The following is a 23,999-nucleotide window of genomic DNA, read 5'->3' on the forward strand; positions in this document are numbered from 1 at the left end:
GTGGCGGCGGTCAGAGGATGGCGACGGGGTTGATCGGGGAACCGACCGCCCCCGTGATGGGCAGGGGCGGGGCCGAGAGGAGGAACTCCCAGCTTCCTCGCTCGAGGCAGGCGTCCGCGAGCTCGTCGAGGTTCCACATCTCACCGATCGTGAGGCCCATGTTCGGGATCACGACCTGATGGAGCGGCTGGAACGCCGGAGCATCGAACTCGTTCGGACGCACCTCAAACCCCCAGGTGTCGGTCGCGATCGCGGCGATCTCGGTGCGGTGCAGCCAGCCGGCCGTCGTGAGCGAGAGCCCGGGGGCGGCACCACCGGCGTAGTCACCCCACCCCTCGCGGCGGGTCCGGGCGTACTGCCCGGTGCGGATGAGCACGATATCGCCTCTGCCGACGTCGACACCCTGCGCGCGGATGCACGACTCGATGTCGGCGACCGTGATCGCGTATCCGTCTGCCAGCTCGCCCGTGTCGGGCTCGAGGTGCCGGCCGATGTCGAGCAGCACACCGCGTCCGACGATGACGCCGGCCGCGTGTTCGATACCGGTCACGAGATCACCGTCGCTCGTGACGACGTCTCCCGCCCGTCGACCGTTCCACGCCACGCCGTGGTCGAAGATGTGGCCGAGACCATCCCACTGCGTCGAGCACTGCAGCGGCATCGCGATCACGTCGTCTGCACCACCCATGCCGTGCGGGAAGCCCTGGTTGGCGCGCTCGGCGTCGGTGCCGGTGTCCGTCATCGTGTGCACGGGGTTCGTGCGTCGACGCCAGCCCTTCTGCGGACCGTCGGTGTCGAAGCTCTGTGCGAGCGAGACGACACGCCCGCTCGAAACGAGCTGTGCCGCGCGAACCCTCGCCGCGTCGTCGATGAAGTTGAGGGTACCCAGCACATCATCCTCGCCCCAGCGACCCCAGTTCCGATACGCCTCGGCTCTGCGGGCGATCTCCGCGGCGGGGTCGGTGCGGTCGAGGCCCCTCGGGTCCTCGTCGGCGGCGCTCACGAGCGGACCTCGGCGACACAACGCACGATCTGGGCGCCGAGACCGCTGATGGCGCCACGCATCTCATCGCCGTCCCGGAGGAAGCGCTTCCAATGCTGACCGTTGCCGGCCGGGCTGCCCGTGAGGAGGAGGTCGCCGGGGAGGAGCGGCATGGTCTGGCTCGCCGCCGACACGAGAGCGGGCACGTCGAAGAGCAGATCGTTCGACGAGGAGTCCTGCTTGGTCTCGCCGTTGAGCTCCAACGTCACGCGGACGTCGGAGGGATCGATCAACCCTGACGGAACCAGGAACGGCCCGGTCGGGAGGAAACCAGGGGCGTTCTTGGCTCGGTACCAGTCGGTGCCGATCTCTTTCATGTCCTTGCGGAAGACGAGATCGCGCGTGGTGACGTCGTTGACGATCGTGTAGCCGGCGACGTGGTCGAGTGCCTCCTCCCGGGAGACGCGGAACGCCTCGCGACCGATCACCACCGCGAGTTCGAGTTCCCAGTCGTGCACCTCACTGTATGAGGGAAGCAGGAGGGGCTCATCGTCACCGACGACGCATGCGGGCAGCCCGATGAAGAAGTAGGGCTCGCCGTTCGCGGCCCGCTCATCCATCATGTCGGCCGCGAACGCTCTGGCCTCCTCGGGAGTGCGGTCCGTGTTCTGCGTGAGACCGGCCGCCACGAGTTCGATCACGTGCTGGCGGTAGTTGGCGCCGGTCTGCAGCACCTGGCGCGGCTCGACGGGGGCGGTGAGCGTCACGTCCGCGAGCGGCCGCCACGGACCGTCGGCGTCGACGAGGGCTGCGAGCCGCTCCCACCCCGCGAACGCGTCCGCGAGGAAGGCGTTCAGGCCGTCCGCACCGAGTTCTGCGGGTCCGACCGGACGGATGCGGTCGCCGGAGACGAGGCCGAGACTCACCCCGTCTCCGTCGCGGAAGCGTGCGAGTGCGAAGCGGCTGTCGAGTTCTCTGCGGGACGTCATCGTCATTCCTTGATCGTGCGTGTCGAGCGGAGGGAAGGGATAGGGATGCCGGTCGCCCTCCCGCGACCGGCATCCTGCTCTCGTCAGCCCTGTCCGTGCTTGGCGTAGGGGTTGAAGAGCGCTTCCTTGATCTCGTCGGGAACGCCCTCCTCGGTCGCCGAGGGCCCGTCCGCCGGCGGGAACGACTCCGTCATCGACATCGGCATCGCACCGTTGCGGTAGAAGTTGTTCGAGCCGAGCGAGGGCTTCCAGGTGTTGGCCTCCCAGTCCGGGACGTAGTTGCGGTACCCGCCGGTGTTGAGCTCGATGCGCAGCGTCGACGGCTCGCGGTAGTAGAGGAACGTCTGCTCGCCGATGCCGTGGATGTTGGGGCCGTACTCGATCGGGACACCGTTCTCCATCAGGGTGTCTGCGGCGATGAGCAGCTCCTCGCGGGTGTCGACCCAGAAGGCGTAGTGATTCACGCGACCGGCGCGGGTCGACCCGTCGAGCACGACGCCCAGGTCGTGCGATTTCTCGTTCGTCGTGAGCACCGAGAACACGGAGATGGGCGCTTCATCCAGAACCGTGCGGGCCATGAAGCGGAATCCGAGGACGTCGACGTACCACTTCACGAAGGCGTCGACGTCGGAGGTCGCAACGGTGACGTGGTCGAGCTGACGCGGTGCGCCGGCGATCTTGCTGCGCTTCTCCGGCCGGTCGGGGTAGATCGACGCGGCATCGGTCGTGGACACGTGACGCTCGACATCCCAGTGCAGGGTCATGTCGTGGCCGAACGGGCCGGTGAACCGGTACGCGCGTCCGATCTTGAACCCGTCGATCCACTCCCCCTGGATGCCGGCCGCCTCGACGCGCTTCGCGGCCTCCTCGAGAGCTTCGGCACTCGAGGTGCGCCATGCCATCGTCTCGAGGGCGGGCTCGTCACCGGGGACGACGACGACGGAGTACGCGTAGTAGTCGCCCCAGCAACGGAGGTAGACGCGACCGTCTTCGCGAGCGACCTCGGTGAGGCCGACCTGGGTCTTGTAGAACTCCACGGAGGCCTCGACGTCGGGCGACGTGATCGCCACGTACGAGAGGTGGGAGAGAAGCTTGATCATCATCGATCCTTTCGATACCGGCCGTGTCATCCGGCCGCGTATCCACTATCGCCAGCCGAGGCTCATCAGGGAATCCGTGGTTGCCGATCCCCGTCATCACCTTCACTTATGAGCTGAAGCAGCTGGGCAGCGATCGACGAATCGCACACGTACTCGTCGAAGTCGGCGACGACCGCACCGGATCGGCACGCCTCGACGGCGCGGCGCAGGGCGACCCGGGCGGGATCCTCCCATCGCATCGGCAGCAGGAGTTCGCCCGCTTCATCGGCCACGCGAACCCGCGGCGTTCGACGATCGTCATCGATGCGGATCTCGACGCGGCGAGGCCCGATGCCGGCGACCCTCAGCACCGGTGTGCCCGTCTCCCGCTGCCGGATCTGCAACGTCACGACCGCGTCGCCCGCGCGCGCTTCCGCGATCCCCCCAGCGCGCGTCGCGGCACCGACACCGGGTCGCAGTCCGGCATCGGCGAGCGTCCGAACCCACGCCACCACATCTGTCAGCACGGTGTGCAACTCGCGGACCGGCGCCGTCACCTCGACCTCGATGCGCGGAAACCATCCGCGCTCCCCCACGAGCTCCTGCGCGACGTCCGTCCGGAACCACGCACGATCGATCACGACGGATGCCGCGGGTGGGTCGATCGGCACCCCGCGACCGGCGGACAAGAGCACGAGCTGGTCGCCTCTGCTCTTCGACCTCCGAGACCCGATCACGATGTCCGCGTCGTGGATGTCCGAGGCGACGACCGCCGATGCGGTGAGCTCGGCCAGTGCGATGCGATACTCGTCGTCGGCGGCGAACACGCGCACACCGGTCACGATGCCGCTCCGTCACGGATCCATGCCGCTGCGGCGTCGGCGATGTCGACCGCGTAGTGCGCGTCCGCCCTGATCTCGTCATACTCGACCGCCTCTTCCCCCGAGAGGAGGGCAGCCAGACCACGCCACTCGGCGACGTAGCCGTCCACCGGCTCGCGGCGATGCTCGGTGCGACCCCCCTGGAGCGCGCGCACCTCGACGCCGGCGCTACCCGCGTGCACGAAGGCCGGGGGGAAGGACACCTCCACCTCGTCGGCCTGTGTCAACACGCGCAGCACCCAGGCGGCATCCGCCCCTCCGGGGAGCATGACGGCGGTGAGCGAGATCGGGATGCCATCGGCGATCAGACCGATCGCATAGCCGATGGGTGGCACCGGCCGCGCGTACACGATCCGCTCGAACCGCGGTGCGAGGTCCCTGATGAGGGGGAGGTCGTGAACCGCGAGTCCGAGCACGAGACTGTGCACCACAGCTGAGGCGAACCCGGGATCATTCCAGTCGGGAGCCGGGCGCGCGGCATTCGACGACGCCGCTGTCTCCTCGCTGACGACCGCGTGGTATCGGTCGTTGGGAGGGAGCGCGAGGCTCACGGTGATCGAGTCGATGCGGCCCCCGTGCGCGAGCAGATGCTTCTTCGCCCTGGTCCACGCGGGGTCGTAGACGTGGTTCGTCCCGACGACGAGTGCCGCCCCTCGCGCGCGGCACTCGTCGATCACGGCATCCACGTCCTCGTGCGTCAGTCCGATCGGCTTCTCGCAGAGGATCGAACGCTTTCCCGCGTCGAGCGCCGCGAGGATCTGCGCCGCGTGGTGCTCCGGCGGGCTGCAGATGACCACCACATCCACCTCGGGGTCGCCCAGAAGCGACTCGGCCCCGGTGGACGAGCGTGCACCGAATGAGTCGGCGAGCCGACCGGCGGCACCGCTTCCGGAGTCCGCCACGTGCACGACGGCGAAGGTGTCACCGAGGCGGGCGAGCGTCGGCGCATGCAACGCCCGGGCGCCTGGGCCTGCGCCGATGATCCCCACCCCGTACGGCTTCTTCGCCATGCGTCGATCTCCTCGCAGAAGGGGCTAAACTTCCCACTTAAGCCGAAAGCCTACATAAGATGCGGCGATCTCGACACTTCGCACATCAACGGGGCACGGACTCTTCTTCATGTCAGGATGTGCCATGGCCAGCGAATCGACCCTCCGCTTCTCCGCTCAGACGGACGAGGTGACGAGCCTCCTCCGCATCGTCAACATGGTCCGCACGGGCGAAGCGATGACGCGGCCCGAGATCGGACGCATCACCGGCTTGGGCCGAGGGGTCGTCACCCAGCGCATCGACCAGGCGATCGAGATGGGGTTCCTCGCGGACAGCGAGCTCGCCCCCTCGACCGGAGGCCGCTCGGCGCGAACCCTGCGCTTCCGCAGTGAGCAGGGGCTGATCGTCGTCTGTGCGCTCGGCGCCCTGCACATCCGCGTGGGCATCGCCGATCTCGACGGGACGCTCATCGCACACACGCACGAGCCCTGGGACATCGCGAGCGGACCGGAGAAGACCCTCGCCCGCACGATGGAGCTGGCCGATGCCCTGCTGACGAAGCAGGGGGAAGCACCGGTCTGGGCCGTGACGGTCGGCCTTCCCGGCCCGGTGGACTTCGCGCACGGACGACCTGTCGCGCCGCCGATCATGCCGGGGTGGAACGGTTTCGACGTGCGCGGCGCGATCCAGGAGCACTTCGACGCCCCCGCCTGGATCGACAACGACGTCAACCTGCTCGTCTTCGGTGAGCGCGCTCGACGCGACGCCGCAACCGACGACCTGATCTACTGCAAGATCGGATCGGGGATCGGGTCCGGCCTGCTCTCCCAGGGGAGGGTGCATCGCGGCGCGAACGGTGCCGCCGGTGACATCGGCCACGTGCGGGTGAGCGGCTCGGAGGAACCGTGCCGTTGCGGCAAGGTCGGCTGTCTCGAAGCGGTCGCCGGCGGGTGGGCGCTGGTGCGCGATGCCCGTCGCGCGATCGAGAACGGCGCCACCGGCCAGCTCGCGGAGGCCGCACACACCGGCGGACAGCTCACACCGGAGGCCATCGCCAGGGCGGCCGAGAACGGGGACAGCCTCGCCATCGGCCTCGTGCAGCACTCCGCGCGCGTGGTGGGGGAGGCGGCGGCGACGCTGGTCAACGTCTTCAATCCGAAGATCTTCATCATCGGCGGCGCGGCGGCCGCGGCGGGCGAGCTCTTCCTCGCCGAGGTGCGGCAGCGCGTCTACGAGCTCTCGCTCCCCCTCGCGACACGCGACCTCCAGATCGTCCCGTCGGTGAACGATGCGCAGGAGCCGCTGCGTGGCGGCGCTGCCCTCGCGATCGAGACACTGTTCGTCACCACCTTCCCCCGCTGGTTCTCGGGAGGACGCCCGACGGTGCACGTCACGTCACCCGCCTGACCACTCCCTTCCACTTCTTCCCGAATCAGGCATAAGTCGGTAGCTTATGTTCTGAAGAAGCACGAAGGAGTGACATGACTCTGGCCATCCTGCGCGAGGACGCCCTCACAGCCGACGGCGAGGGGTCCGCGCTGCGACTCTCGCTTCCGTGGATACGTTCTCTTCCGCTCGCGTGCCTGCGAGGGCTCCGGCTCGAGGTCGACGGCTCCCCCGTCGACGACCTCCGCATCCGACTCGCCGACGGCGACCTCGCCCCGCAAGAACTTGAAGGCGTTGACCGGTGGTGGTTCGTGCAGGATCGCATCGTGCTCGTCGGCATCCCTGCCCTGAACCCCGGCGCGCACGTCCTGGTGGTCTCGTTCACCCTGCTCATCCCCTATCTCCCCGGCGGACCGGACACCCCGCTCGCCCTCCCCTTCCGCGAAGAGCGCGCGTGCGCGGTCGACGTGCGGCTCCCCCGACCCGACGTGTCACGCGACGCCGCGTGACCCGCCCGCCCCGATCGAATGCGAGTGCAGCCATGACCGACCCCGATGACTGGACGCTCACCGCCAGTGCGTTCAATTGGACGCCCGACGTCATCCGCGCCGAGCGCACCGCCGCGGACATCGCCGTCGACATCGTCGCTGACGGCGTCGCCTCGGCGATCGAGGTCGAGGCCGGCCAGGTCTGGCGCGGCTTCCCGGCGCCGACGGATACCGAGGCGCGGGAACTCCGCGAGCGGCTGGCCGCGGTCGGCGGCCGGATCAGCATCGTCGGTGCGAGCATCGATGACTGGACACCCGACGGACGACGGCGCACCGATCAGGAACGCTACGACTTCCTCCTGCCGCAGTTGCGCGCCGCCCACCAGGCCGGCGCCCTCGGCGTGCGGGTGCCGATCGGGCAGCCGGGCCGGGAGCTGCTCGAGCGGCTACTGCCGGTGCTGCACGATCTCGACCTCGTGCTGTTCGAAGAGGCCCAGGGGCAGCAGACACCGCAGGCTCAACCCGACGCGTTCGACGCGATCGCGGCGCTCGACGACCCGCACGTCCGCGTTCTCCTCGACATCAGCATGCTGATGCCCTCGCTGCCCGAGAGCTACATCGACGTGCTGCGACGCGGCGGCGTGGACGAGGCGCTGGTGGAACAGCTGAGCACGGCGTGGCGCGCGCCCGAGACACACGACGCGGTCCTCGCCGCAGTGCGGGGCGGCACCGTGCCGCCGTCCGTGCACACGATGTTCATGAATCTCATCGTGCGATTCGGCCGATCCGACGCGCGGGACCTCCGCGGGGTGATCTCCCTGGTCGCCGGCGCACACCTGAAGTTCTGGGACCTCGACGACACCGACGGTCGGATCTCCCGGCCCATCGCCGACCTCGCTCGCGAGCTGCGGGTGGCCGGGTTCGCCGGCACGCTCTGCAGCGAGTGGGGCGGACACGAGTGGATCGCGGATGTGACGCCCGCGGATGCCACGCGTCGGCATCTCGACCTCGCGCGAGCAGCGCTTGCCGGCATCTGACCAGCGTCACCTCCGCACCCACGCGGGTGCGGAGGCGTCGACTCAGCCCTCCTGGTTGTAGTACGGCCAGGGCAGGAACCGCCGCTCGCCGCGACGATCCGGACCGGTGAGGGAGATCTCGCCGGTCGCCGCCCACTCCACACCGCGCGGGAACATGCGGATGAACTCGATGCGACGGAACGTGTCGATGTCGTGACCGATCGTGACCGTGAAGCTGCGGCCGGCACCGTACTCGTTGATCCACGCGACAGGCTGGTGCGTGTTCACACCGATCATCCCGCTGAGCCCCTCATCCGGGATGTCCACCGGGTAGTGCTTCATCGGCCAGACCGGTGCGTTCTCATACGACTCCAGGTCATCGAAAACGCTGAGCAGCACCTGCGCACCGTCGTACATCTCCACGCCCATGAGGATGTCGTCACCGGTGACGGTCCACGTCGCGCTGATGCCGTCGGTGATCTCGTGGCGTGGCTCGGCCGTGTGCACGAGCGCCTCACCCCAGGGCCGCGGGCGCAGACCCGTCGACAGGTTGAGTTTCGCGCCACGCATGACGTTGTACTCCTCGGGATAGCCCCAGTCGTCCTCCTGCACGGAGGAGCCGTGGAACCACACGATGCCCTTGCCGTCCTCCCGCACGAATTTCAGCAGCGCGGCGTCGGTCTCGGCACCGAAGCCGACAGCCTTGTCGAAGAAGCCGTCGCGCCCCTCGAAGACCACGATCACGACGTCGTACTTGTCGATGATGTCGGCGCCGAGACCGCGCGGGTCCTCGATGACGCGGACCCGGAACCGGCCGGTGTCTTCGAGGAGGGCCGTGATCCACTCGTTGTGCTTGCGGAAGCTGCGGAACTCGTTGTCGTGCTCCCGGGTCATATGACCTGAGAGGATGAGGGCGCTCAGCATGTCCGCCATGTCAGTGCGATCCGTCGGTGTGGGTGGAGAAAGCCGAGTCGAACTGCGCGTGCGGCGGGGTGATCTCGGCGAGCTTGCGGACGAAGGCGAGCGCCTCGGGTCCGCCGACGAGACGATCCATGCCCGCGTCCTCCCACTCCACGCTCGTCGGGCCCTCGTAGCCGATGGAGTTGAGGGCGCGGAAGATCGGCTCCCACGGCACCGCTCCGTGGCCGGTCGACACGAACGTCCATCCCCGGCGCGGGTTGCCCCACGGCAGGTGCGAGCCCAGCCGGCCGTTGCGGCCGTCGAGGTAGGTGACCGACTCCTTCACATGGACGTGGAACACGTGCTCGGCATAGTCGAGGACGAAGGCGACCGGGTCGAGCTGCTGCCACACGAAATGCGAGGGGTCGAAGTTGAACCCGAAGCTCTTGCGGTGGCCGATCGCCTCCAGAGTCGCCTTCGCGGTCCAGTAGTCGTACGCGATCTCCGAAGGGTGCACCTCCAGCGCGAACCGCACGCCGACCTCCTCGAACACGTCGAGGATCGGGTTCCAACGGTCCGCGAAGTCCTGGTATCCGGCGGCGATCCACTCCTCGGATGCCGGCGGGAACATCGCCACGGCCTTCCAGATCGACGACCCGGTGAAGCCGGTCACGGTGGATACGCCGAGCTTCGCCGCGAAGCGCGCGGTGTCCTTGAGCTCCTCCGCCGCGCGGAGACGCACACCCTCCGGTTCGCCGTCGCCCCACACCCTGTCGGAGAGGATGTCGCGGTGTCGGGCGTCGATCGGATCATCGCACACCGCCTGGCCGGCGAGGTGATTGGAGATGGTCCAGACTTTCAGACCGTTGCGCGCCAGGATTTCCTTGCGGCTCTGCACGTAGGCCTCGTCGTCCCAGCGCGAGACATCGATGTGGTCGCCCCAGCACGCGATCTCGAGGCCGTCGTAACCCCACTCGCCCGCGAGCCGTGCCACCTCCTCGAACGGCAGATCGGCCCACTGGCCGGTGAAGAGGGTGATCGGTCTGGACATCGTCGTCTCCTTCTGGGTGTGTCCCGTCGTGGCGGGTGTCTATGGGGGCCGCTCAGGTGGTGTCGGCCCAGCGGCTCCCGTCGTTCGAGCTGGCCTCGACGGCCTCCAGCACACGCTGGACCTCGAGCCCTTCCTCGAAGGACGGGGAGGGATCCTCGCCGGCGGAGACCGCCTCGACGAAGTCCTTCGCCTGGTGCACGAAACCGTGCTCATAGCCGAGCATGTGCCCGGCGGGCCACCATGCGGACAGATAGGGATGCTCGCTCTCGGTCACGAGGATGCGGGTGAATCCCTGCAGCGCCGGATCGGCGGTGCGGTCGTAGAACTGCAGGACGTTGAGGTCTTCGAGGTCGAAACGGAGCGCACCGCGATCGCCGGAGACCTCGAGCGACAGGGCGTTCTTGCGCCCTGTCGCGAAGCGCGTGGCCTCGAAGGAGACGAGCGTGTCGTCGGCCAGGCGCCCCGTGAAGATCGCCACGTCGTCGACCGTGACTTCGCCGCGGCCCTCCGCCGCCGTCCCGCTCAGACCCGAGCCCTCTCCCTGCAGCGGACGGGTCTTCACGATCCGGTCGACCGTGCCGGAGACCCGGACGATCTCCTGCCCTGTGACGAATCGCGTCATGTCGATGATGTGCGCGCCGATGTCACCGAGCGCGCCGGATCCGGCATGCTCCTTCTGCAGCCGCCACGCGAGCGGCATCTCCGGGTCGACCAGCCAGTCCTGGCGGTACGCGGCGCGCACCTGCTGCACTCGGCCGACCTTACCCTGGGCGATGAGATCCCGTAGCAGGGTGACGGCCGGCACCCGGCGGTAGGTGAAGCCGACCATCGAGCGAACACCGGCGGCACGGGCCGCGGAGGCGGCCTCCGCCATCTCCTCCGCCTCAGCCACGGTGTTGGCGAGCGGCTTCTCGACGATGACGTGCTTGCCGGCGCGCAGCGCGGCGATGGCGATTTCCGCGTGCGAATCCCCCGGGGTCACGATGTCGACGATGTCGATGTCGTCGCGGGCGATCACCGCACGCCAATCGGTCGCAGCCTCCTGCCATCCCCACTGTCGGGCCGCCGCCGCCACGGCCGTCTCCGTGCGCCCGACGACGACGGCCATCTCGACCGCCTCCGGGAGCTCGAACACGGCTGGCGCCTGTCGCCATCCCACCGAGTGCGCGGCTCCCATGAAGCCGTACCCGATCATCGCGACCCGCAGGGTCATGCGAGCACCAGGGTTCGTTCGACAGGGACGCGGTTGGTGACGTAGCGTCCGGGGCCGCCGTCGGCGCCCGGCATGATCTGCATGTAGAGCAGACGCATCGTGAGCACGACCTCGACCGTGATCTCGGCACCCGCCGCCGGCGGCGCATCGAGGTCCACGAGCACGTCAGGGCGATCGGAGAGGAACCACAGCGTCTCGGACTGCTCCGGCAACTCCTCGACGCGGTACTCGCGTCCCCCCAGCGAGAAACGGATGTGGTCGCGGTCGATCGCGGTGCCGTTCACCCGCACTTCGACGTTGTCGACGGCCGAGAGCCAGAGACTCCGGTACCAGGGGATCTGCAACGAGACCGAGATCCCGGATGCCGTACGGTGCACGTCCGAGTCGGCGAACAGTGAGTTGTGAGTGGCCATGACGGCGCTCCTTTGAAGTCGTGCTGATCGTGTCGGTGAGGAGGACCGGTCAGACCCGTGCGGTCCGAGCGGCGTCCTCGACGGCGGCACGCATGAGTGCGTGCTGCTTCTGGACGAGGTCGATGGGGTCGGCTTCGCCGAGGTCGCTGAACGCGTGCCCCTCCCACTCGCTGGAGAGGAACCCCTGATAGCCGCCCTCGACGAACTGCCGCACGATGCGCGGGATGTCCATCGCCGGCTCCTCCCCGTCTGCGCCGATGTCGTAGAACTTCGCGTGCACGTGGAAGATCTGGGGCATGATGTCCAGCCACTCCTCCGCGGGCACCAGGCCGTGCATGTTGAAGGCCAGACGGGTGAACGGGCCGAAGCGGAGCGGATCGACACCCTCGCCGATCAGGTAGTCCTCGAACTTCTGGTTGCGCACATGCATCGGAGTCGGCTCATGCCAGATCTCGTCCATCACCGGGAAGTGCTTCTCGTCCATGCCCATCTGGCTGAGCGTGCGGAGCAGGGTCGGCGAGAGGCTGTGCATGGTCGACGAGAAGTCGGCCGTGAAACCGAGACGGTCGCTGCCGAGCTCATCGTAGAGTTCCCGGATGCTGACGACCTTGGGATCGTTCGGTCCCTGCGGCGCGTGGATCTCGTAGCCCAGGTACTGGTCATACTCCTCGGCGAGCGGAAGGAGGCTGCGCAGCAGCTCCTTGCCCGCAGAGCGGATGACGATCTTCCGGAAGCCGAGAGTGTTCGCGGTCTTCAGCTGCCGCGCGAGGAAGTCATGCTCCTCGTCCGGCGTCATGTCTCGGTCCTTGCGTCGTCCCATGTCCAGGTTCGTCCCGACTGCGCTGGGCTCGAGACCATGCTCGTCGAGGGTGTCGAACCACAGCTTCACGAACGCGTCGTCCACGTCGGGGTAGGTGCGCAGTAGCTGGGCGATGTTGAACTCGACGCCGGGGCCGATGCCGTTCTCCGCCACGGCCGCGATGAGGGTCTGCGGTGTGTACTGTCCCGCGGCGAACTCACTGGTCAGCGAATAGAGCGTGGTGCCGAGGCGGATGCCGGTGCCTGCGATGCCGTTTTCTTCAGTCATTCTCTGGGGTCCTCTCAACTGCGGACGGTCACGGCCTGGTGGCCGGCGTGGTGGGCGGCGAGCACGGAACGCGCTTCGGCCGGGTCTGTGATCATGCGGGACCCGGCGTCCTCTGCGGCGGCGCGCTGCACGGCCTGCTCACCGGCGATGATGTCGAAAGGGCTCTGCCAGTGGTTCCAGTGCCAGCCCTCGTACTCGCTGGAGATGGCTCCGGAGTAGCCGTTCTCCACCAGCAGTCCGATGAGTTCGCGCACCGGCACGGACGGCTCTTCGCCGTTCTCGTCGATGCCGAAGAACTTGCCGTGCACGTGCCGCACCCAGGGCATGATCTCGAGCCAGTCGTCCACGCGCGCCGGGCCGAAGAGACCCGTGCCGTTGATCCCGAAGTCGATGCCGAGGTCCGGACGTCCATGTTGCGCGGCGAGACCGATGAATCGGCCGAAACGTTGACCGTGCTCACCCTGATCCGCGGGCGGACCCTGCTCGGAGAATTCGTCCCACAGGGCGACGACGGCGGCGCGCAGCTCGTCGCTCGCACCGCGGCGACGGTACGCCTCGAGCAGGGACGGAGCGAAGCCGGTCACCGTCGCGCCCCAGTCCATGGTGAAGCCGAGGAGCGGCGAGCCGATCTTCTCGTAGCGATCCCGGAGCGCGAGGATGCGCGGGTGGGACGCGTACTGGTCGGCGTGGACCTCGAGCGCGAGGGTGACGCCGAACTTCTCCGCCACGGGCACGAGCTGCTCCATCGAGTCCGGCGTGATCGAGATCTGCACGCGGGCGACCGGGAAGCCCAGGCGCGCGGTGGCCTCGATCTGACGGCTCATGTACTCGATGAGCTCCTCCTGCGTGAGCAGGCGGTCGCGACGGAGGCCGATGTCGGCGTTGACGGCGATGGAGGTCGGGACGAGGTCGACCTCCTGAAGCAGGTCGCGGAACGATCCGATGAAGCGGTCGTCGAGATCGGGGAAGCCGCGGAAGCTGGAGAATCCGATGATCTCGATGCCGGGACCGTACCCGTTCGCGGCCACCTTGCGCACGAGGCCGTCCAGATCGTACTCACGCCCGTGGAAGGCGCGGGTGAAGCTGTAGAGGGTGACCCCCTGAATGGGCGTTCCGAGCTGAGCAGTCATGCCGCCACCGCTTTCATGGTCTTGATGTCGCGCTCCTCGATGTGGAGCACCTCGCTGTCGCTGATGACGATGTAGGGGATGTACAGGGTCAGATCGACGGCGACTTCATGGTCTGCGTCTGCCGAGATCGGCAGCTCTCCGGAGAGCACGGCCGAGTCGGCGGGGAACCACCAGCTCTCCACGTTCGTCGCCAGCTCGTCGAAGGTGAAGATCGCACCGTTCATCTCCCAGCGCAGCGACTCGGTCGGCACGGGCGTGCCGTCGATGGTGAGGCCGGCCTGGCCGATGCAAGAGGCCGGCAGGGCGCGGTACCACGGCACCCTCACCTCCACCGCAACGCGCGTGCCATCCGTCGTGAGCGTTCCCTGCTCGATGATGCGGTCGGGAATCACCGGGACCTCCTCGTCCTGAGAGCGTTGCCCTCTTCTTTCGTATTCCTACACACTAATGTCTAAATCAGACGGAAGCAAGAGATGTCGTCGTCTCACAGGTGAGCGGCGAGCGCGCGCGCCCCGCGCACCGCGAGCGCCACCGAGGTGAGGGTCGGGTTGCACGCGGTGGACGTCGGGATCACCCCGTTGCCCGCGACGTAGAGCCCGGGAACCCCCCAGACCTCGCTGTTCGGACCGCACACGCTCTCCCCGTCGTCGACCGCTCCCATGCGCGTGGTGCCCTGATAGTGCAGCGATGCACCGAACGGCAGCGTGAACGGGCGTTCGCCCAGCGGCTCGCCCACCGCAGCAGCGAGGCGGACGATCTCCTCACGTGCCCGGTCGAGCACCTCGTGGTCTCGAGCGGTGAGCCGGTAGTGGATCTGCGGCGCCGGCAGCCCGTATCCATCGAGCCGCTCGTCCGAGAAGTCCACACGATCCTCGCGCTGCAGATCTTTCGCGCAGAAGAGCCCGAGCCCGACGATCGACCCCGGCACCGCGGGGTCGTCCTCTGCGAGCGCGATCGGAGACGCATCGAGCTGCATGACCTGACCGTGGAAGGGCTTCGCGTCCGTGTACGGCACCCAGGTGACGCCGCTCGTCGCACCGATCCCCGCGGCCGGGGGCGCATCCGCACCGCCTGCAGCCCCCATAACCGCAGCCGCGATGTCCCGGATCCGGGTCGCATAGACCACCTGGGTCTGATCGTTCAGGTATCGCCCCAGGGCATCGGGACGGATGCCGGATGCCCAGAGAATCTGTGGAGTGCGCAGCGCGTCGGCCGCGATCACGACCGCCCGCGCCCGGACCTCGTGCTCGTCACCCGAGCGCCGGTCGTTGACCCGCACTCCTGCGGCATGGCCATCCTCGACGAGCACCGCCGTCACGAGGGAGTCGTCGAACAGAGTGAAGTGGGGATTGGCCCGGGTCTCGTCGCCGAACACGACGTCCGCGCCCGACCAGACGAGCACTCCGTCGTCGCGACGATGCACCGCGAGCGGCATCCTCTGCACGCGTGCGTGCGGCTCCCGACCCTCGTCGGCGGTGGTCGCCAGACGCTCACGCACCAGGTCGCTGAACGGCGCGCCCTCGAAAGCGTCCGTCGTCACGCCGAGGAGACGGTCCGCCTCGGCGAGGAGCTCGTCGAGGTCGTCGATGAAGCCGATGCGCTCCGACTCGTTCGGCCGCGGACATGCGCCCGTCCAATGTGCCGACATCCCGCCGACGTTGCTGGACATCGCGAGGACCGGAAGACCGTCCTCGCCATCTGCGGCGAACCCCTCCTCGAGGAGGAACGTACCGGGCCGTCCGCGTCGCTCACCGCTCTTCACCGCGCCGGGCGAGGCCACTGTGGCAGCGGTGCCGCCTCGTGGCCCTTCCGAGCGTCGCTGCGCCTCCGCGCGGAGCGACGGGTCCGCGATGTTCTTGACGTGGGCACCGGGCGGGTCCGTGACCGTCGGACCCACCTCGAACAGGGCGATGCGAGCGTGGGGTGCACGCTCGGACAGCACCCGTGCATAGGACGCACCGGCAGGGCCGCTGCCGACGATGACGACGTCGACCTCGGCAGGATAGGAGCGTGTCATGCGCGGGCCGCCACCTCGACGATGTGCCGGACGGACGCGGCGCTTTCGATCGTCGGGTAGTACTCGAGCCCGATCGGCCCGTCGTATCCCGAGGCGCGCAGCCATCCGAGACGCTCGACCCAGTCGATCGAGCCGGCGCCGGGCTCACCGCGGCCCGGCGCATCCGCGAGCTGGACGTAGCGGATGAGATCGCCCGCCCCCGCGAGCTCGGCCCGCATGTCCTCGCCTTCGACAGCGGAGTGGTAGATGTCGTAGAGGACCCCGAAGGACGGCGAGTCGACCCCCCTCGCCACGTAGACCGCCTCGCTCGTGCGGTCGAGCAGTGATCCGGGGTGGTCGACGCGGACGTTGACGGGCTCCAGCACGAGGGTGACCCCCGAGCCGTCGATCTGCGCGATCGCCTTCTGGTAGATCTCGATCAGCTTGTCGAGCTGCACCTGACGCTTCCATCCCCCGAAACCGGTGCCGCTGCCCACGACGATCCGTGGCGTGCCCAGTTCCCGCGCGATCTCCACGCCCTCATCGAGCTTCCGGAAGAACTCGGAGTGGTCCCACGGCGGGATCATGAACTGCGTGCGAGGTTCGGCGAGCTGCGCCTCGAGAGTGGTCCCGGTCTCTTCCAAGGCGGCCTTGAGCGCCGGAAGGTCCTTGGGCGTGCTGGGTGCATCCACGCCGGTCGGGCCCCACATCTCGACGGAGGAGAATCCCGCCGCAGCAGCCGCCCGGACGCGGTCATGGTAGTCGCCTGCCTCGGTGAAGAGGAGCTCGATGTTGGGTGCCAACTGGTACATGATTTCCTTCGGTTCAGAACATGGGGTGGTCGTGGACGGATGTCTCGGGCACGGGTTGCAGGACATCCCAGTGCTCGACGATCACGCCGTCCTCGAATCGGTAGATGTCCGCCACCGCGGCATCCGGTGCGCCCGGCCGCGAAGCCCTGACGTGGACCATGGCGAGATCGCCGTCCACGATCATCCGCTGGATCTCGAAGCGCGCATCGGGCGAGCCGTCGAACTTCGGGGTCAGCATCTCGATCGCCGCGGCCGGTCCGTCCGGCACGCTCGGATTGTGCTGGCGGTAGTCGGCGGAGACGAGGAACGCGAAGGCATCGGCCACGCGCTTCTCGGTGTAGAACAGACGGCAGAACTCCTCGAAGGAGGCGCGGTTGTCGTTCGGCATCCGTTCAGCCCTTCAGTCCGCCGGCGAAGCCCTGGATGAAGCGCTTCTGCGCGAACAGGTAGAACGCGAGGATCGGGATCATCGAGACGATGACGATCGCGAAGATCTGGTTCCACTGCGAGACCAACGAGCCGATGTAGTAGTACATCGCCACGGGGAGGGTCTGCACGCTCGATCCACCGAGGAAGATCAGCGACGTGAAGAAGTCGTTCCAGACGATGAGACCGACGAAGATCGCGACCGTGCCGGTGGCGGGTCCGACCAAGGGGAAGACGATCTTGAAGAAGACCTGCGTGCGGCTCGCACCGTCGATCGTCGCCGCCTCCTCATACTCCGTCCCGATGCCCCGGAAGAAGTTCGAGTACAGGAAGATCGACAGCGGCAGCATCATGCCCGTGTAGAGGATGATCATGCCCCAGATCGAGCCGGTGAGACCGAGGCTTCGAGCGCCGATGTAGAGCGGCACGGTACCCAGCTGCGTCGGCAGGACGATCGCGATGAGGAAGAGCGAGAACGCCAGCTTGCCCCAGCGCGTCGTGCTTCGGGCGATGACGTATCCGGTGAGGGCCCCGAGGATCACGAGGGCGACGATGCTTCCCGCGGTGATCAGGACGGAGTTCAGCAGTCCCATCAGCACGTTCGAGTTGCCGGTCGCGGTGAGGACGTTGACGAAGTTGTCGAACGTCGGAGCCGTCGGCGGCGCCAGCGGAGACGTGCTGAAGACCTCGGCATCCGGCTTCAGAGCGATGATGATGAGGAAGTAGAACGGTGCGAGGAAGACCAGGGCGAGCACCCAGAGACCGATCTCCCGGAGCAGCGTGAGCTTGGTGTAACGGAACATCTCAGTCCTCCGGGGCCTGGGTGATGCGCTGCTGAATCGCGGCGAAGAACAGGATGATCACGGTCAGGATCAGCGCGAGCGCCGCTCCGTAGCCGAAGTTGCCGAGCGAGAACGCCTGCTTGTAGACCTGGGTCGCGAGCGTCTCGGTGGCGCCGGCCGGACCGCCGCCGGTGAGGGCGATGATCTGGTCGAAGATGCGCAGTCCCTGCACGATGCCCAGGGTCGTCGCGATGGCGATCGCCGGGCGGATCGACGGGACGGTGATGTGCACGAAGCGCTGCCAGAGACCGGCACCGTCGATCGCCGCGGCCTCCTCGATCTCCACCGGCACGGACGCGAGGCCGGCCATGTAGATGACCATCGCGAATCCGGTGGTCTGCCACACGACCACCAGAAGCACCGACCAGATGGCGAAGGTGGGGTCGGCGAGCCACGGTCGCACCCAGCTCTCGAGGCCGACGGCCTGGAGCGCGAGGTTGATCGGTCCGTTGAACTCGAAGATGAACTTCCAGATGTACGCGGTCGCGAGCGGGCTCAGCACCACGGGCATGAAGAACAGGACGCGGAGCGCGTACCGGGTCTTGATCATCCGGTTGAGGCCGAGGGCCAGGGCGAGTCCTGCGACGTTGGAGAGGATGACCGAGAGGAAGGCGAGGAAGAGGGTGTTCCCCAGAGCCAGGAGCTTCGAGGGGTCGGTGAGGATCTTCGCGAAGTTCTCGAGGCCCAGGAACTCGAAGGCTCCGAGTCCCGTCCAATCGGTGAAGGCGAAGAAGCCGCCGACGCTGGTCGCGACGTAGTGGATGCCGATGACGAGCACGACACCCGGCAGCGCCCACCACCAGTGACCGAATTTGAGAAGGCCCGGCCGCCGTGGTGTTCCGCCGCGCCGCTGCGGCGATTGCCGCGGCACGACGACGGCCTCTGTCTCGGAAGATTGCATCGTCGCAGTCATTTCACTCTCTCGATGGTGAAGCGGTGGCCGCCGCGAACGGCGGCCACCGCTGGTCGTGTTTACTGCTCCCAGGCCGCGTCGAGCGACTCGAGGACCGAGTCCACCGTGGACTGACCGGTCAGCACTCCCTGCACGCCCGTGGCGAGCGCCTCGTAGACCGCGGCGTTCGGCCACGACTGGTTCGGCAGAGCGGTGAACTCACCGTTCTTGAGCAGATCCTGGACGGGCGCATAGACGGTGTCGGACAAGTCGACGTCGGCGATGCCGGTGATCGGAAGACCGCCGGAGACCTCGGCGAAGAGGCCTGCCTGCTCCGGTTCCGCCACCCACTCGAGGAAGTCCGCCGCTGCATCCTTCTTCTTCGAGGATGCGGTGATCGACAGGGAGTACGTCGGGCTGGCGACGCCGAAGGCCTGGTCACCGGAGCCCTCGGGCGGGAACGCCTGCGCCACGAACTCCTGGTCGGGCGCTGCCTGCATCAGCTCGGAGGCAGAGCCGAGCGGACCGAAGAAGCCGAGACCCGCACGCTCGTGATGCCGTTGGTCAGCACATCGAAGCCGCCGCCGACAGCGCCGTCCTGGATGCAGCCGGCCTCGTTCAGGTCGATGATGGCCTGGAACGTGTCCTTCCATCCCTCGGTGTCGGCGAAAGTCGTGTCGCCGGCGATGCGGTCGGCGTTCCAATTCGGGTTCTCCGCGTAGACCCGAGTCGCCGAGATGTTCATGGCGAGCATGCCGGCGTTCGGCGCTGCCGCTCCCGCGACGAGAAGAGCGGTCTTGCCCTGGTCGCGCATGTCCTTGCAGAGCCCGATGAACTCGTCCCAGTCGGTCGGGAAGCCGTCGACGCCCGCGTCATCCGCGGTGGTCTGGTTGTAGATGAGCCCGGTGTACTGCAGGACCAGCGGCTGACCGTAGGTCTCGCCGTCGACGACGAACATCGACTCGCTCCCGTCGGGGATGAGGTCCTGCGCATAGTCGCCGAGCGGCTCGAGGAAGCCGCCCTCACCCAGCGGGATGATCGAGCGGGTCTGCCCGCTGCCTGCCTCGGTCTGGATGACGTCGGAGGCGTTGCCCGCCTGGAGCTGCGTGCGGAGGGTGTCTCCGTAGGTGTCGTTGGGAACCGGGTTGAGCGTGATCGTCACGTTCGGGTGCGCCTCTTCGTACGCCTCGGCGAGCGCCTCGAAGGGGCTGTCCAGGTTGTTCGAAGTGGAGTAGGCGAGAGAGAACTCGACCTTGTCGCCGCCCGCGTCATCGCCACCGGCGTCGTCACCGCCCGAGCACCCGGCCAGGGCGAGGGCACCGATCACGGGGACCGCGACAAGAGCTGCGCGACGCCGCCGAACAATATGACCGTGCTGTGTCATGATCAGCCTTTCTGACTTCATCGTCGGCGTCTCGTCCATTGAGCCGCCTGCTGTGAAATTCAGTATGACCTCGATAAGCCAGAAACACACATAAGTCTTCTCGATGTGGAGCATAAGCGAAGTCGCGCTCCCCTCGATGCACCGTGGCCCGTCGACCTCGGTCATAGTCGAGGTCGATACCCAGCGGCGACCCCATCGCTCCGATTGATACACTCCGAAGTGGACCGCACCCGCTCTCGGCCCGGAGGATCACATCGTGGTGACCGATCATGCCCAGCTTTCCCGACTCGACCTGAACCTGCTCGTGTCGCTCGACGCCCTGCTCACCGAGCGCAGCGTCACGCGCGCGGCCGAACGTCTGCATCTGAGCCAACCGGCACTGAGCGCATCGCTTTCGAAGCTGCGCATCCACTTCGGTGATCAGATCCTCGCTCGTCGAGGCAACAGCTACGAACTCACCCCTCTCGCCGTCCGCCTCGCCGAGCACACCTCGACCGCGCTGGAGTCAGCCAGACGCGTGTTCGAGACGCAGGCCTCGTGGTCCCCCTCGGAATCGACCAGGGAGTTCTCGATCTACGGTTCCGACTACGGATTCGTGACGATCGGACGGGCGGTGTCGGCCCTCGCCGCCGAGCGTGCCCCCGGTGTGCGATTCCGCTTCATGCTGCACAACCCGACGATCGTCGACGATGCCCTCAGTCGACTGCGCTCCGTGGACGGCATGGTCATCCCGCACGGACACGTCACCGACATGCCGTACACGGACCTCTGGCGTGACGACTGGGTGGCGATCGTCGACGACGACCACTTCGGCTCGGAAGAGCTCACGATGGCGCGCATCGCGGACGCGCCCTGGGTGCTGACGTTCCAGTCGCGGACGGCCTTCACCTCCGCGGCGAGGCAGATCCAGCAGATGGGCGTGGAACCGCGCATCGCGGTCGTCGTCGAGAGCTTCCTCTCGCTCCCGCACTTCATCGTCGGCACCGACCGGATCGGGCTCGTGCAGTCGGCGGTGATCCCGACGATCTCCGCCGTCCCCGGCATTCGCGTCGTCCCCCTGCCGTTCGCCGCGACGCCGATCGTCAACGCTCTGTGGTGGCACCCCGTCCACGGCCGCGACCCCGAGCACGCCTGGATGCGCGAGCTGTTCGCCGAGGCCGCGCGCACGCTGCCCTCCGTGGACTGAGTGAAGACGAGCCGTCAGCCTGCGACGGACGCACTCCGCATGCTCGCGCGGATGAGGTCGTGCTGGCGGCGCACCAGCAACAGTGGGTCGACCTCCCCCAGCTCGGCGAAGGCGTGTCCCTCCCATTCGCTCGACCAGAATCCGCGATAGCCGCCCTCGACGAACACCCGCACGAGCTCGGGATAGTCGATCGCCGGCTCCTGTCCCGCCTCGTCGATGTCGTAGAACTTCGCGTGGACGTGCATGATCTGCGGCATGATGTCCGCCCACTCGGCCGGCGCCACATGACCGTGCATGTTGAAGGCCAGATGGGCGAAGGAACCGAGCCGACCGGGATCGAAGCCGCGTCCACGGAGGTACCCGATGAACTCCTCCTGGCGCTCGCGCATCGTGGCGTCGGTGGCCCAGATCTGCTGGAGCGTCTCGAGCGCGTCGTCGTCGAGTCCGGCGCGCTGCACCCCGCGGAGCAGGGTGGGAGACATCGCGTGCATGGTGGACGAGAAGTCGGCGACGAAGCCCAGCAGCGGGGAGTCGAGCTCAGCGTAGGTCTCGCGCACCGCGAGGATCGGCTCGGCGTTGGGTCCGAGCGGCGCATGGATCTCGTACGCGAGCTTCAGTTCGAGCCTCTCGGCGACGGGGAGCAGGCGACGCAGCAGGTCGGGTTTCGCGCTCTGGATACGCACGAGCGGGAAGCCGAGCTTCTTCGCCCCGTGGAACATGAGCTCGCTGAACTCGAACTCCTCATCAGGCGTCATGTCGCGGTGACGGCGACGCCCCATATCGAGGTTCGCCCCGAACGAGCTGGCGACGAATCCGTGCCTGTCGAACGCGGCACGCCAGGTGCGCAGGAAGTCATCGGACACGACCGGATAGGTCGGCAGCACCTGCGATGCGACGATCTCGATCCCCGGGCCGATGCCGAGGTCAGCGACGCGGTCGAGAAGTCCGTCGAAGTCGAACCAGCCGGCTCGGAACTCGGCGCTGGCCGAGTAGAGCGTGAGACCGAGTCGGAATGGGTCCTCCTCGGTGGCGGGAGGCGGCGGCGCATCGGCCGCCACCATCGCCGGCGGGGCCGCCGGACCATCGGTGACCGTGAGATCGAGCGATTGACGCACGATGTTGGGCACGTAGATGCCCGGCCCACCGTCCTGACCGGGGGCGATCTGCATGTAGGGCAGCCGCAGGTCGGCGGCGACGTCGACCCGGTGCACCTCACCGAGGACGACGGGCTCGTCGCGCGCGATCACCAGGAGCGGGTGCTTCTGCAGGTACCAGAGCGTCTCGCTCTGGTCCGGGAGTTCGTCGATGCCGTAGCTCCTGCCGTCCAGCTCGAAGCGCAAGCGCTCGGACGGCAGCTCGACGCCGTCGATGGTCACCGCGATCGTGCTCACGGAGGACAGCCAGAGGCTGCGGTACCAGGGAAGGGTGAGGGCGAGGGCTGCGCCATCGGGATGCACCCGCAGGCTGTCCTCCTGGATGAGTCCGTTCGGCATGATGCGTCCTTTCGCCGGTGCGCGGTCGGTCAGTCGAGGCCTGCGACGACGCGACGCAGAAGGGAGTGCTGGCGGCGGATCTGCTCGATCGAACGCCACGGATCGCGCACACCCTCGTACTCGCTCGAGAGATAGCCACGGTATCCGGCATCCTTCAGGGCGCGGAGTACCGGTTCCCACGGGATCTGCAGATCGTTCAGGTTCTCGTCGATGTCGTGGAACTTCGCCTGGATGAACACGACGTACTTCGCGATGTCGGCGATGTCGGCCGGATCGACGGCGATGCCGTCCATGAAGGCGGGGCGCTGGCCGGGCAGCTCCCCCGGCTTCAGCGCGATCGGCCGGTCCTGGAAGATCCCCGTGTCGAGCAGGATGCCGAAGTGCTTCGTTCCCGTGCGTTCGATGAGGTCGACGTAGTCGTCGACGACCTCGTGCTTGATGGGGGTCGGGGAGTGGATCTCGGGCGCGATGATGACGTCGAGGTCGGCGGCGAGGTCGAGAGACCGCTCGACAGACTCCGTCCATGCCGGGTGCGGAACCAGATCGCTCGTGACCACGCCGATCTTCGGACGGACGAAACGGAATCCCAGCTGCTTCGCGAGCCGGAGGTCGCGCTGGAGGAGCTCCGCGCCCTCGACGCCCGTGAGATCGCGGGCGTTCGGACCGCTCGAGTGCAGGCGCGTGTCGATCCAGGAGCCGTAGTTGGTGGGCTCGAGCGCGTGAGCGTCGAGCAGCTCATACCAGCGGTCGAGCCACGCGGTCGTCGGGTTCGGGTAACCCGCGATATGCCCCTCGCCCAGGATCTCGATGCCCGTCGCACCGACGGAGGCCACGTGTGCGAAGGCCGTCTCGAGGTCGAGCACGGTGCCGAAGTCGGTCATGTAGCTGTACAGCGAGACGCCGTACCGGAAGGGCCCGCCGTCGAGTTCCGAAGTGAGCGTGATGTGCCGGGTCTCCCGGTACGTCGACGGCTGGTGCTCGATCGGGATGTACGACATGCGCAACCGCAGCTCGATCGAGACCTCATGGATACCGTCGGGCAGGCCGCCGGGGAACGGCACCGTCACCACGGCGGCCTCATCGAGCGGCCAACGCACGCCGTCGCCGTCCCAGAGCTCCTGCAGCGTGTACGTCGTGCCGCCGAGAGTCCACAGCGGCACCTCGGCAGGGACGTCGACGACGGAACCGACACGGACGGCGACGCCGTCGATGAGCGACGCGGCCATTCCGCGGTACGACGGCATCCGCAGTCGGATCTGGAAGCCGGTGATCGCTCCGTCGCCGTCACGGACGTTGCGGAATCCGGTGGCCTGCAGAATGTCTCGTTCGAGAAGCATGAGGTGGTGACTCTCCTTCGTGGGTC

General features: G+C 67.7%; 25 protein-coding genes. 4 read left to right on the forward strand and 21 right to left on the reverse strand.

Features of this window, described 5'->3' with window-relative positions:
• Positions 1-10 precede the first annotated feature (10 nt).
• The 5 genes from L978_RS03060 to L978_RS03080 form a co-directional block, all read right to left on the reverse strand.
• Positions 11-1,003: a cyclase family protein gene (locus tag L978_RS03060; protein ID WP_047520177.1), complete on the reverse strand. Its 993-nt coding sequence runs from the start codon at positions 1,001-1,003 to the stop codon at positions 11-13.
• A complete protein-coding gene (locus L978_RS03065; RefSeq protein ID WP_047520179.1) occupies positions 1,000-1,977 on the reverse strand; it encodes a fumarylacetoacetate hydrolase family protein in 978 nt (325 codons plus the stop codon). The genes L978_RS03060 and L978_RS03065 overlap by 4 nt, the downstream gene beginning before the upstream one ends.
• 77 nt (positions 1,978-2,054) lie before the next feature.
• Positions 2,055-3,071, reverse strand: coding sequence for a VOC family protein (locus tag L978_RS03070; protein WP_047520344.1), 1,017 nt, complete (start codon positions 3,069-3,071; stop codon positions 2,055-2,057).
• A gap of 65 nt (positions 3,072-3,136) precedes the next feature.
• Positions 3,137-3,892, reverse strand: coding sequence for a hypothetical protein (locus tag L978_RS03075; RefSeq protein ID WP_047520181.1), 756 nt, complete (start codon positions 3,890-3,892; stop codon positions 3,137-3,139).
• Complete coding sequence (locus tag L978_RS03080) at positions 3,889-4,941, reverse strand: Gfo/Idh/MocA family protein (RefSeq protein WP_047520183.1); 1,053 nt, start codon at positions 4,939-4,941, stop codon at positions 3,889-3,891. Before L978_RS03080 ends, L978_RS03075 begins: the two co-directional genes overlap by 4 nt.
• Positions 4,942-5,065: 124 nt before the next feature.
• On the opposite strand from L978_RS03080, the gene L978_RS03085 reads away from it, so the two are divergent.
• From L978_RS03085 to L978_RS03095, 3 genes are all read left to right on the forward strand, one after another.
• Positions 5,066-6,328 (forward strand): ROK family protein, encoded by a 1,263-nt coding sequence (locus L978_RS03085; RefSeq protein ID WP_052193290.1) that lies wholly within the window; start codon positions 5,066-5,068, stop codon positions 6,326-6,328.
• Positions 6,329-6,402: 74 nt separating this feature from the next.
• Positions 6,403-6,816 carry a hypothetical protein gene (locus L978_RS03090; RefSeq protein ID WP_047520185.1) on the forward strand — a complete coding sequence of 138 codons (414 nt, stop codon included), beginning with the start codon at positions 6,403-6,405 and terminating at the stop codon, positions 6,814-6,816.
• 32 nt (positions 6,817-6,848) lie between these two features.
• Positions 6,849-7,832 (forward strand): restriction endonuclease subunit R, encoded by a 984-nt coding sequence (locus tag L978_RS03095; protein WP_047520187.1) that lies wholly within the window; start codon positions 6,849-6,851, stop codon positions 7,830-7,832.
• Positions 7,833-7,874: 42 nt separating this feature from the next.
• Here the strand turns inward: L978_RS03095 and L978_RS03100 are convergent, their stop codons facing one another.
• The 14 genes from L978_RS03100 to L978_RS03160 form a co-directional block, all read right to left on the reverse strand.
• Entirely contained in the window at positions 7,875-8,744 is an 870-nt protein-coding gene (locus L978_RS03100; protein WP_047520190.1) for a ThuA domain-containing protein, read from the reverse strand.
• 1 nt (position 8,745) lies between these two features.
• Positions 8,746-9,762, reverse strand: coding sequence for a sugar phosphate isomerase/epimerase family protein (locus L978_RS03105; RefSeq protein ID WP_047520192.1), 1,017 nt, complete (start codon positions 9,760-9,762; stop codon positions 8,746-8,748).
• A 52-nt stretch (positions 9,763-9,814) separates the two neighbouring features.
• Complete coding sequence (locus tag L978_RS03110) at positions 9,815-10,975, reverse strand: Gfo/Idh/MocA family protein (protein ID WP_197055608.1); 1,161 nt, start codon at positions 10,973-10,975, stop codon at positions 9,815-9,817.
• A complete protein-coding gene (locus L978_RS03115; protein ID WP_047520194.1) occupies positions 10,972-11,388 on the reverse strand; it encodes a C-glycoside deglycosidase beta subunit domain-containing protein in 417 nt (138 codons plus the stop codon). Before L978_RS03115 ends, L978_RS03110 begins: the two co-directional genes overlap by 4 nt.
• A gap of 49 nt (positions 11,389-11,437) precedes the next feature.
• Positions 11,438-12,475 carry a sugar phosphate isomerase/epimerase family protein gene (locus L978_RS03120; RefSeq protein ID WP_047520196.1) on the reverse strand — a complete coding sequence of 346 codons (1,038 nt, stop codon included), beginning with the start codon at positions 12,473-12,475 and terminating at the stop codon, positions 11,438-11,440.
• A 14-nt stretch (positions 12,476-12,489) separates the two neighbouring features.
• The gene (locus tag L978_RS03125) at positions 12,490-13,605 is read right to left on the reverse strand and encodes a sugar phosphate isomerase/epimerase family protein (protein WP_047520198.1); all 1,116 of its coding nucleotides are present in this window, start codon (positions 13,603-13,605) and stop codon (positions 12,490-12,492) included.
• A complete protein-coding gene (locus L978_RS03130; RefSeq protein ID WP_047520201.1) occupies positions 13,602-13,997 on the reverse strand; it encodes a C-glycoside deglycosidase beta subunit domain-containing protein in 396 nt (131 codons plus the stop codon). The genes L978_RS03125 and L978_RS03130 overlap by 4 nt, the downstream gene beginning before the upstream one ends.
• 92 nt (positions 13,998-14,089) lie before the next feature.
• Positions 14,090-15,622: a GMC oxidoreductase gene (locus tag L978_RS03135; RefSeq protein ID WP_047520202.1), complete on the reverse strand. Its 1,533-nt coding sequence runs from the start codon at positions 15,620-15,622 to the stop codon at positions 14,090-14,092.
• Positions 15,619-16,413: a TIM barrel protein gene (locus tag L978_RS03140; RefSeq protein WP_047520206.1), complete on the reverse strand. Its 795-nt coding sequence runs from the start codon at positions 16,411-16,413 to the stop codon at positions 15,619-15,621. The genes L978_RS03135 and L978_RS03140 overlap by 4 nt, the downstream gene beginning before the upstream one ends.
• 13 nt (positions 16,414-16,426) lie before the next feature.
• Positions 16,427-16,801, reverse strand: coding sequence for a nuclear transport factor 2 family protein (locus L978_RS03145; protein ID WP_052193291.1), 375 nt, complete (start codon positions 16,799-16,801; stop codon positions 16,427-16,429).
• A 4-nt stretch (positions 16,802-16,805) separates the two neighbouring features.
• Positions 16,806-17,642, reverse strand: coding sequence for a carbohydrate ABC transporter permease (locus L978_RS03150; protein WP_047520208.1), 837 nt, complete (start codon positions 17,640-17,642; stop codon positions 16,806-16,808).
• Position 17,643: 1 nt separating this feature from the next.
• The gene (locus L978_RS03155; RefSeq protein ID WP_231554956.1) at positions 17,644-18,582 is read right to left on the reverse strand and encodes a carbohydrate ABC transporter permease; all 939 of its coding nucleotides are present in this window, start codon (positions 18,580-18,582) and stop codon (positions 17,644-17,646) included.
• Between the two features lie 71 nt (positions 18,583-18,653).
• Positions 18,654-19,073: a hypothetical protein gene (locus tag L978_RS19100; protein WP_231554957.1), complete on the reverse strand. Its 420-nt coding sequence runs from the start codon at positions 19,071-19,073 to the stop codon at positions 18,654-18,656.
• Complete coding sequence (locus L978_RS03160; RefSeq protein WP_231554958.1) at positions 19,073-19,978, reverse strand: ABC transporter substrate-binding protein; 906 nt, start codon at positions 19,976-19,978, stop codon at positions 19,073-19,075. Before L978_RS03160 ends, L978_RS19100 begins: the two co-directional genes overlap by 1 nt.
• Positions 19,979-20,213: 235 nt before the next feature.
• Between L978_RS03160 and L978_RS03165 the strand changes: the two genes are divergently transcribed.
• Complete coding sequence (locus L978_RS03165; RefSeq protein WP_331437060.1) at positions 20,214-21,143, forward strand: LysR family transcriptional regulator; 930 nt, start codon at positions 20,214-20,216, stop codon at positions 21,141-21,143.
• Between the two features lie 14 nt (positions 21,144-21,157).
• Here the strand turns inward: L978_RS03165 and L978_RS03170 are convergent, their stop codons facing one another.
• Both L978_RS03170 and L978_RS03175 read right to left on the reverse strand, forming a co-directional pair.
• Complete coding sequence (locus tag L978_RS03170; protein WP_047520212.1) at positions 21,158-22,636, reverse strand: C-glycoside deglycosidase beta subunit domain-containing protein; 1,479 nt, start codon at positions 22,634-22,636, stop codon at positions 21,158-21,160.
• Between the two features lie 29 nt (positions 22,637-22,665).
• Complete coding sequence (locus L978_RS03175; RefSeq protein ID WP_047520214.1) at positions 22,666-23,973, reverse strand: C-glycoside deglycosidase beta subunit domain-containing protein; 1,308 nt, start codon at positions 23,971-23,973, stop codon at positions 22,666-22,668.
• Between the last annotated feature and the right edge of the window lie 26 nt (positions 23,974-23,999).

The sequence above is a fragment of the Microbacterium sp. ZOR0019 genome, assembly GCF_000800925.1.
GTDB classification, from domain to species: domain Bacteria; phylum Actinomycetota; class Actinomycetes; order Actinomycetales; family Microbacteriaceae; genus Microbacterium; species Microbacterium aurugineum.

Bases quoted from the DNA above. Each gene is read 5' to 3' on its own strand.
- L978_RS03105 (WP_047520192.1), bottom strand. From the start codon at position 9,762: ATGTCCAGACCGATCACCCTCTTCACCGGCCAGTGGGCCGATCTGCCG.
- L978_RS03155 (WP_231554956.1), bottom strand. From the start codon at position 18,582: ATGCAATCTTCCGAGACAGAGGCCGTCGTCGTGCCGCGGCAATCGCCG.
- L978_RS03080 (WP_047520183.1), bottom strand. From the start codon at position 4,941: ATGGCGAAGAAGCCGTACGGGGTGGGGATCATCGGCGCAGGCCCAGGC.
- L978_RS03140 (WP_047520206.1), bottom strand. From the start codon at position 16,413: ATGTACCAGTTGGCACCCAACATCGAGCTCCTCTTCACCGAGGCAGGC.
- L978_RS03115 (WP_047520194.1), bottom strand. From the start codon at position 11,388: ATGGCCACTCACAACTCACTGTTCGCCGACTCGGACGTGCACCGTACG.
- L978_RS03100 (WP_047520190.1), bottom strand. From the start codon at position 8,744: ATGGCGGACATGCTGAGCGCCCTCATCCTCTCAGGTCATATGACCCGG.
- L978_RS03135 (WP_047520202.1), bottom strand. From the start codon at position 15,622: ATGACACGCTCCTATCCTGCCGAGGTCGACGTCGTCATCGTCGGCAGC.
- L978_RS19100 (WP_231554957.1), bottom strand. From the start codon at position 19,073: ATGCAGGCAGCGCCCGACCAGGAGTTCGTGGCGCAGGCGTTCCCGCCC.
- L978_RS03170 (WP_047520212.1), bottom strand. From the start codon at position 22,636: ATGCCGAACGGACTCATCCAGGAGGACAGCCTGCGGGTGCATCCCGAT.
- L978_RS03120 (WP_047520196.1), bottom strand. From the start codon at position 12,475: ATGACTGAAGAAAACGGCATCGCAGGCACCGGCATCCGCCTCGGCACC.
- L978_RS03160 (WP_231554958.1), bottom strand. From the start codon at position 19,978: ATGAAGTCAGAAAGGCTGATCATGACACAGCACGGTCATATTGTTCGG.
- L978_RS03085 (WP_052193290.1), top strand. From the start codon at position 5,066: ATGGCCAGCGAATCGACCCTCCGCTTCTCCGCTCAGACGGACGAGGTG.
- L978_RS03125 (WP_047520198.1), bottom strand. From the start codon at position 13,605: ATGACTGCTCAGCTCGGAACGCCCATTCAGGGGGTCACCCTCTACAGC.
- L978_RS03070 (WP_047520344.1), bottom strand. From the start codon at position 3,071: ATGATCAAGCTTCTCTCCCACCTCTCGTACGTGGCGATCACGTCGCCC.
- L978_RS03110 (WP_197055608.1), bottom strand. From the start codon at position 10,975: ATGACCCTGCGGGTCGCGATGATCGGGTACGGCTTCATGGGAGCCGCG.
- L978_RS03150 (WP_047520208.1), bottom strand. From the start codon at position 17,642: ATGTTCCGTTACACCAAGCTCACGCTGCTCCGGGAGATCGGTCTCTGG.
- L978_RS03095 (WP_047520187.1), top strand. From the start codon at position 6,849: ATGACCGACCCCGATGACTGGACGCTCACCGCCAGTGCGTTCAATTGG.
- L978_RS03090 (WP_047520185.1), top strand. From the start codon at position 6,403: ATGACTCTGGCCATCCTGCGCGAGGACGCCCTCACAGCCGACGGCGAG.
- L978_RS03145 (WP_052193291.1), bottom strand. From the start codon at position 16,801: ATGCCGAACGACAACCGCGCCTCCTTCGAGGAGTTCTGCCGTCTGTTC.
- L978_RS03175 (WP_047520214.1), bottom strand. From the start codon at position 23,973: ATGCTTCTCGAACGAGACATTCTGCAGGCCACCGGATTCCGCAACGTC.
- L978_RS03065 (WP_047520179.1), bottom strand. From the start codon at position 1,977: ATGACGATGACGTCCCGCAGAGAACTCGACAGCCGCTTCGCACTCGCA.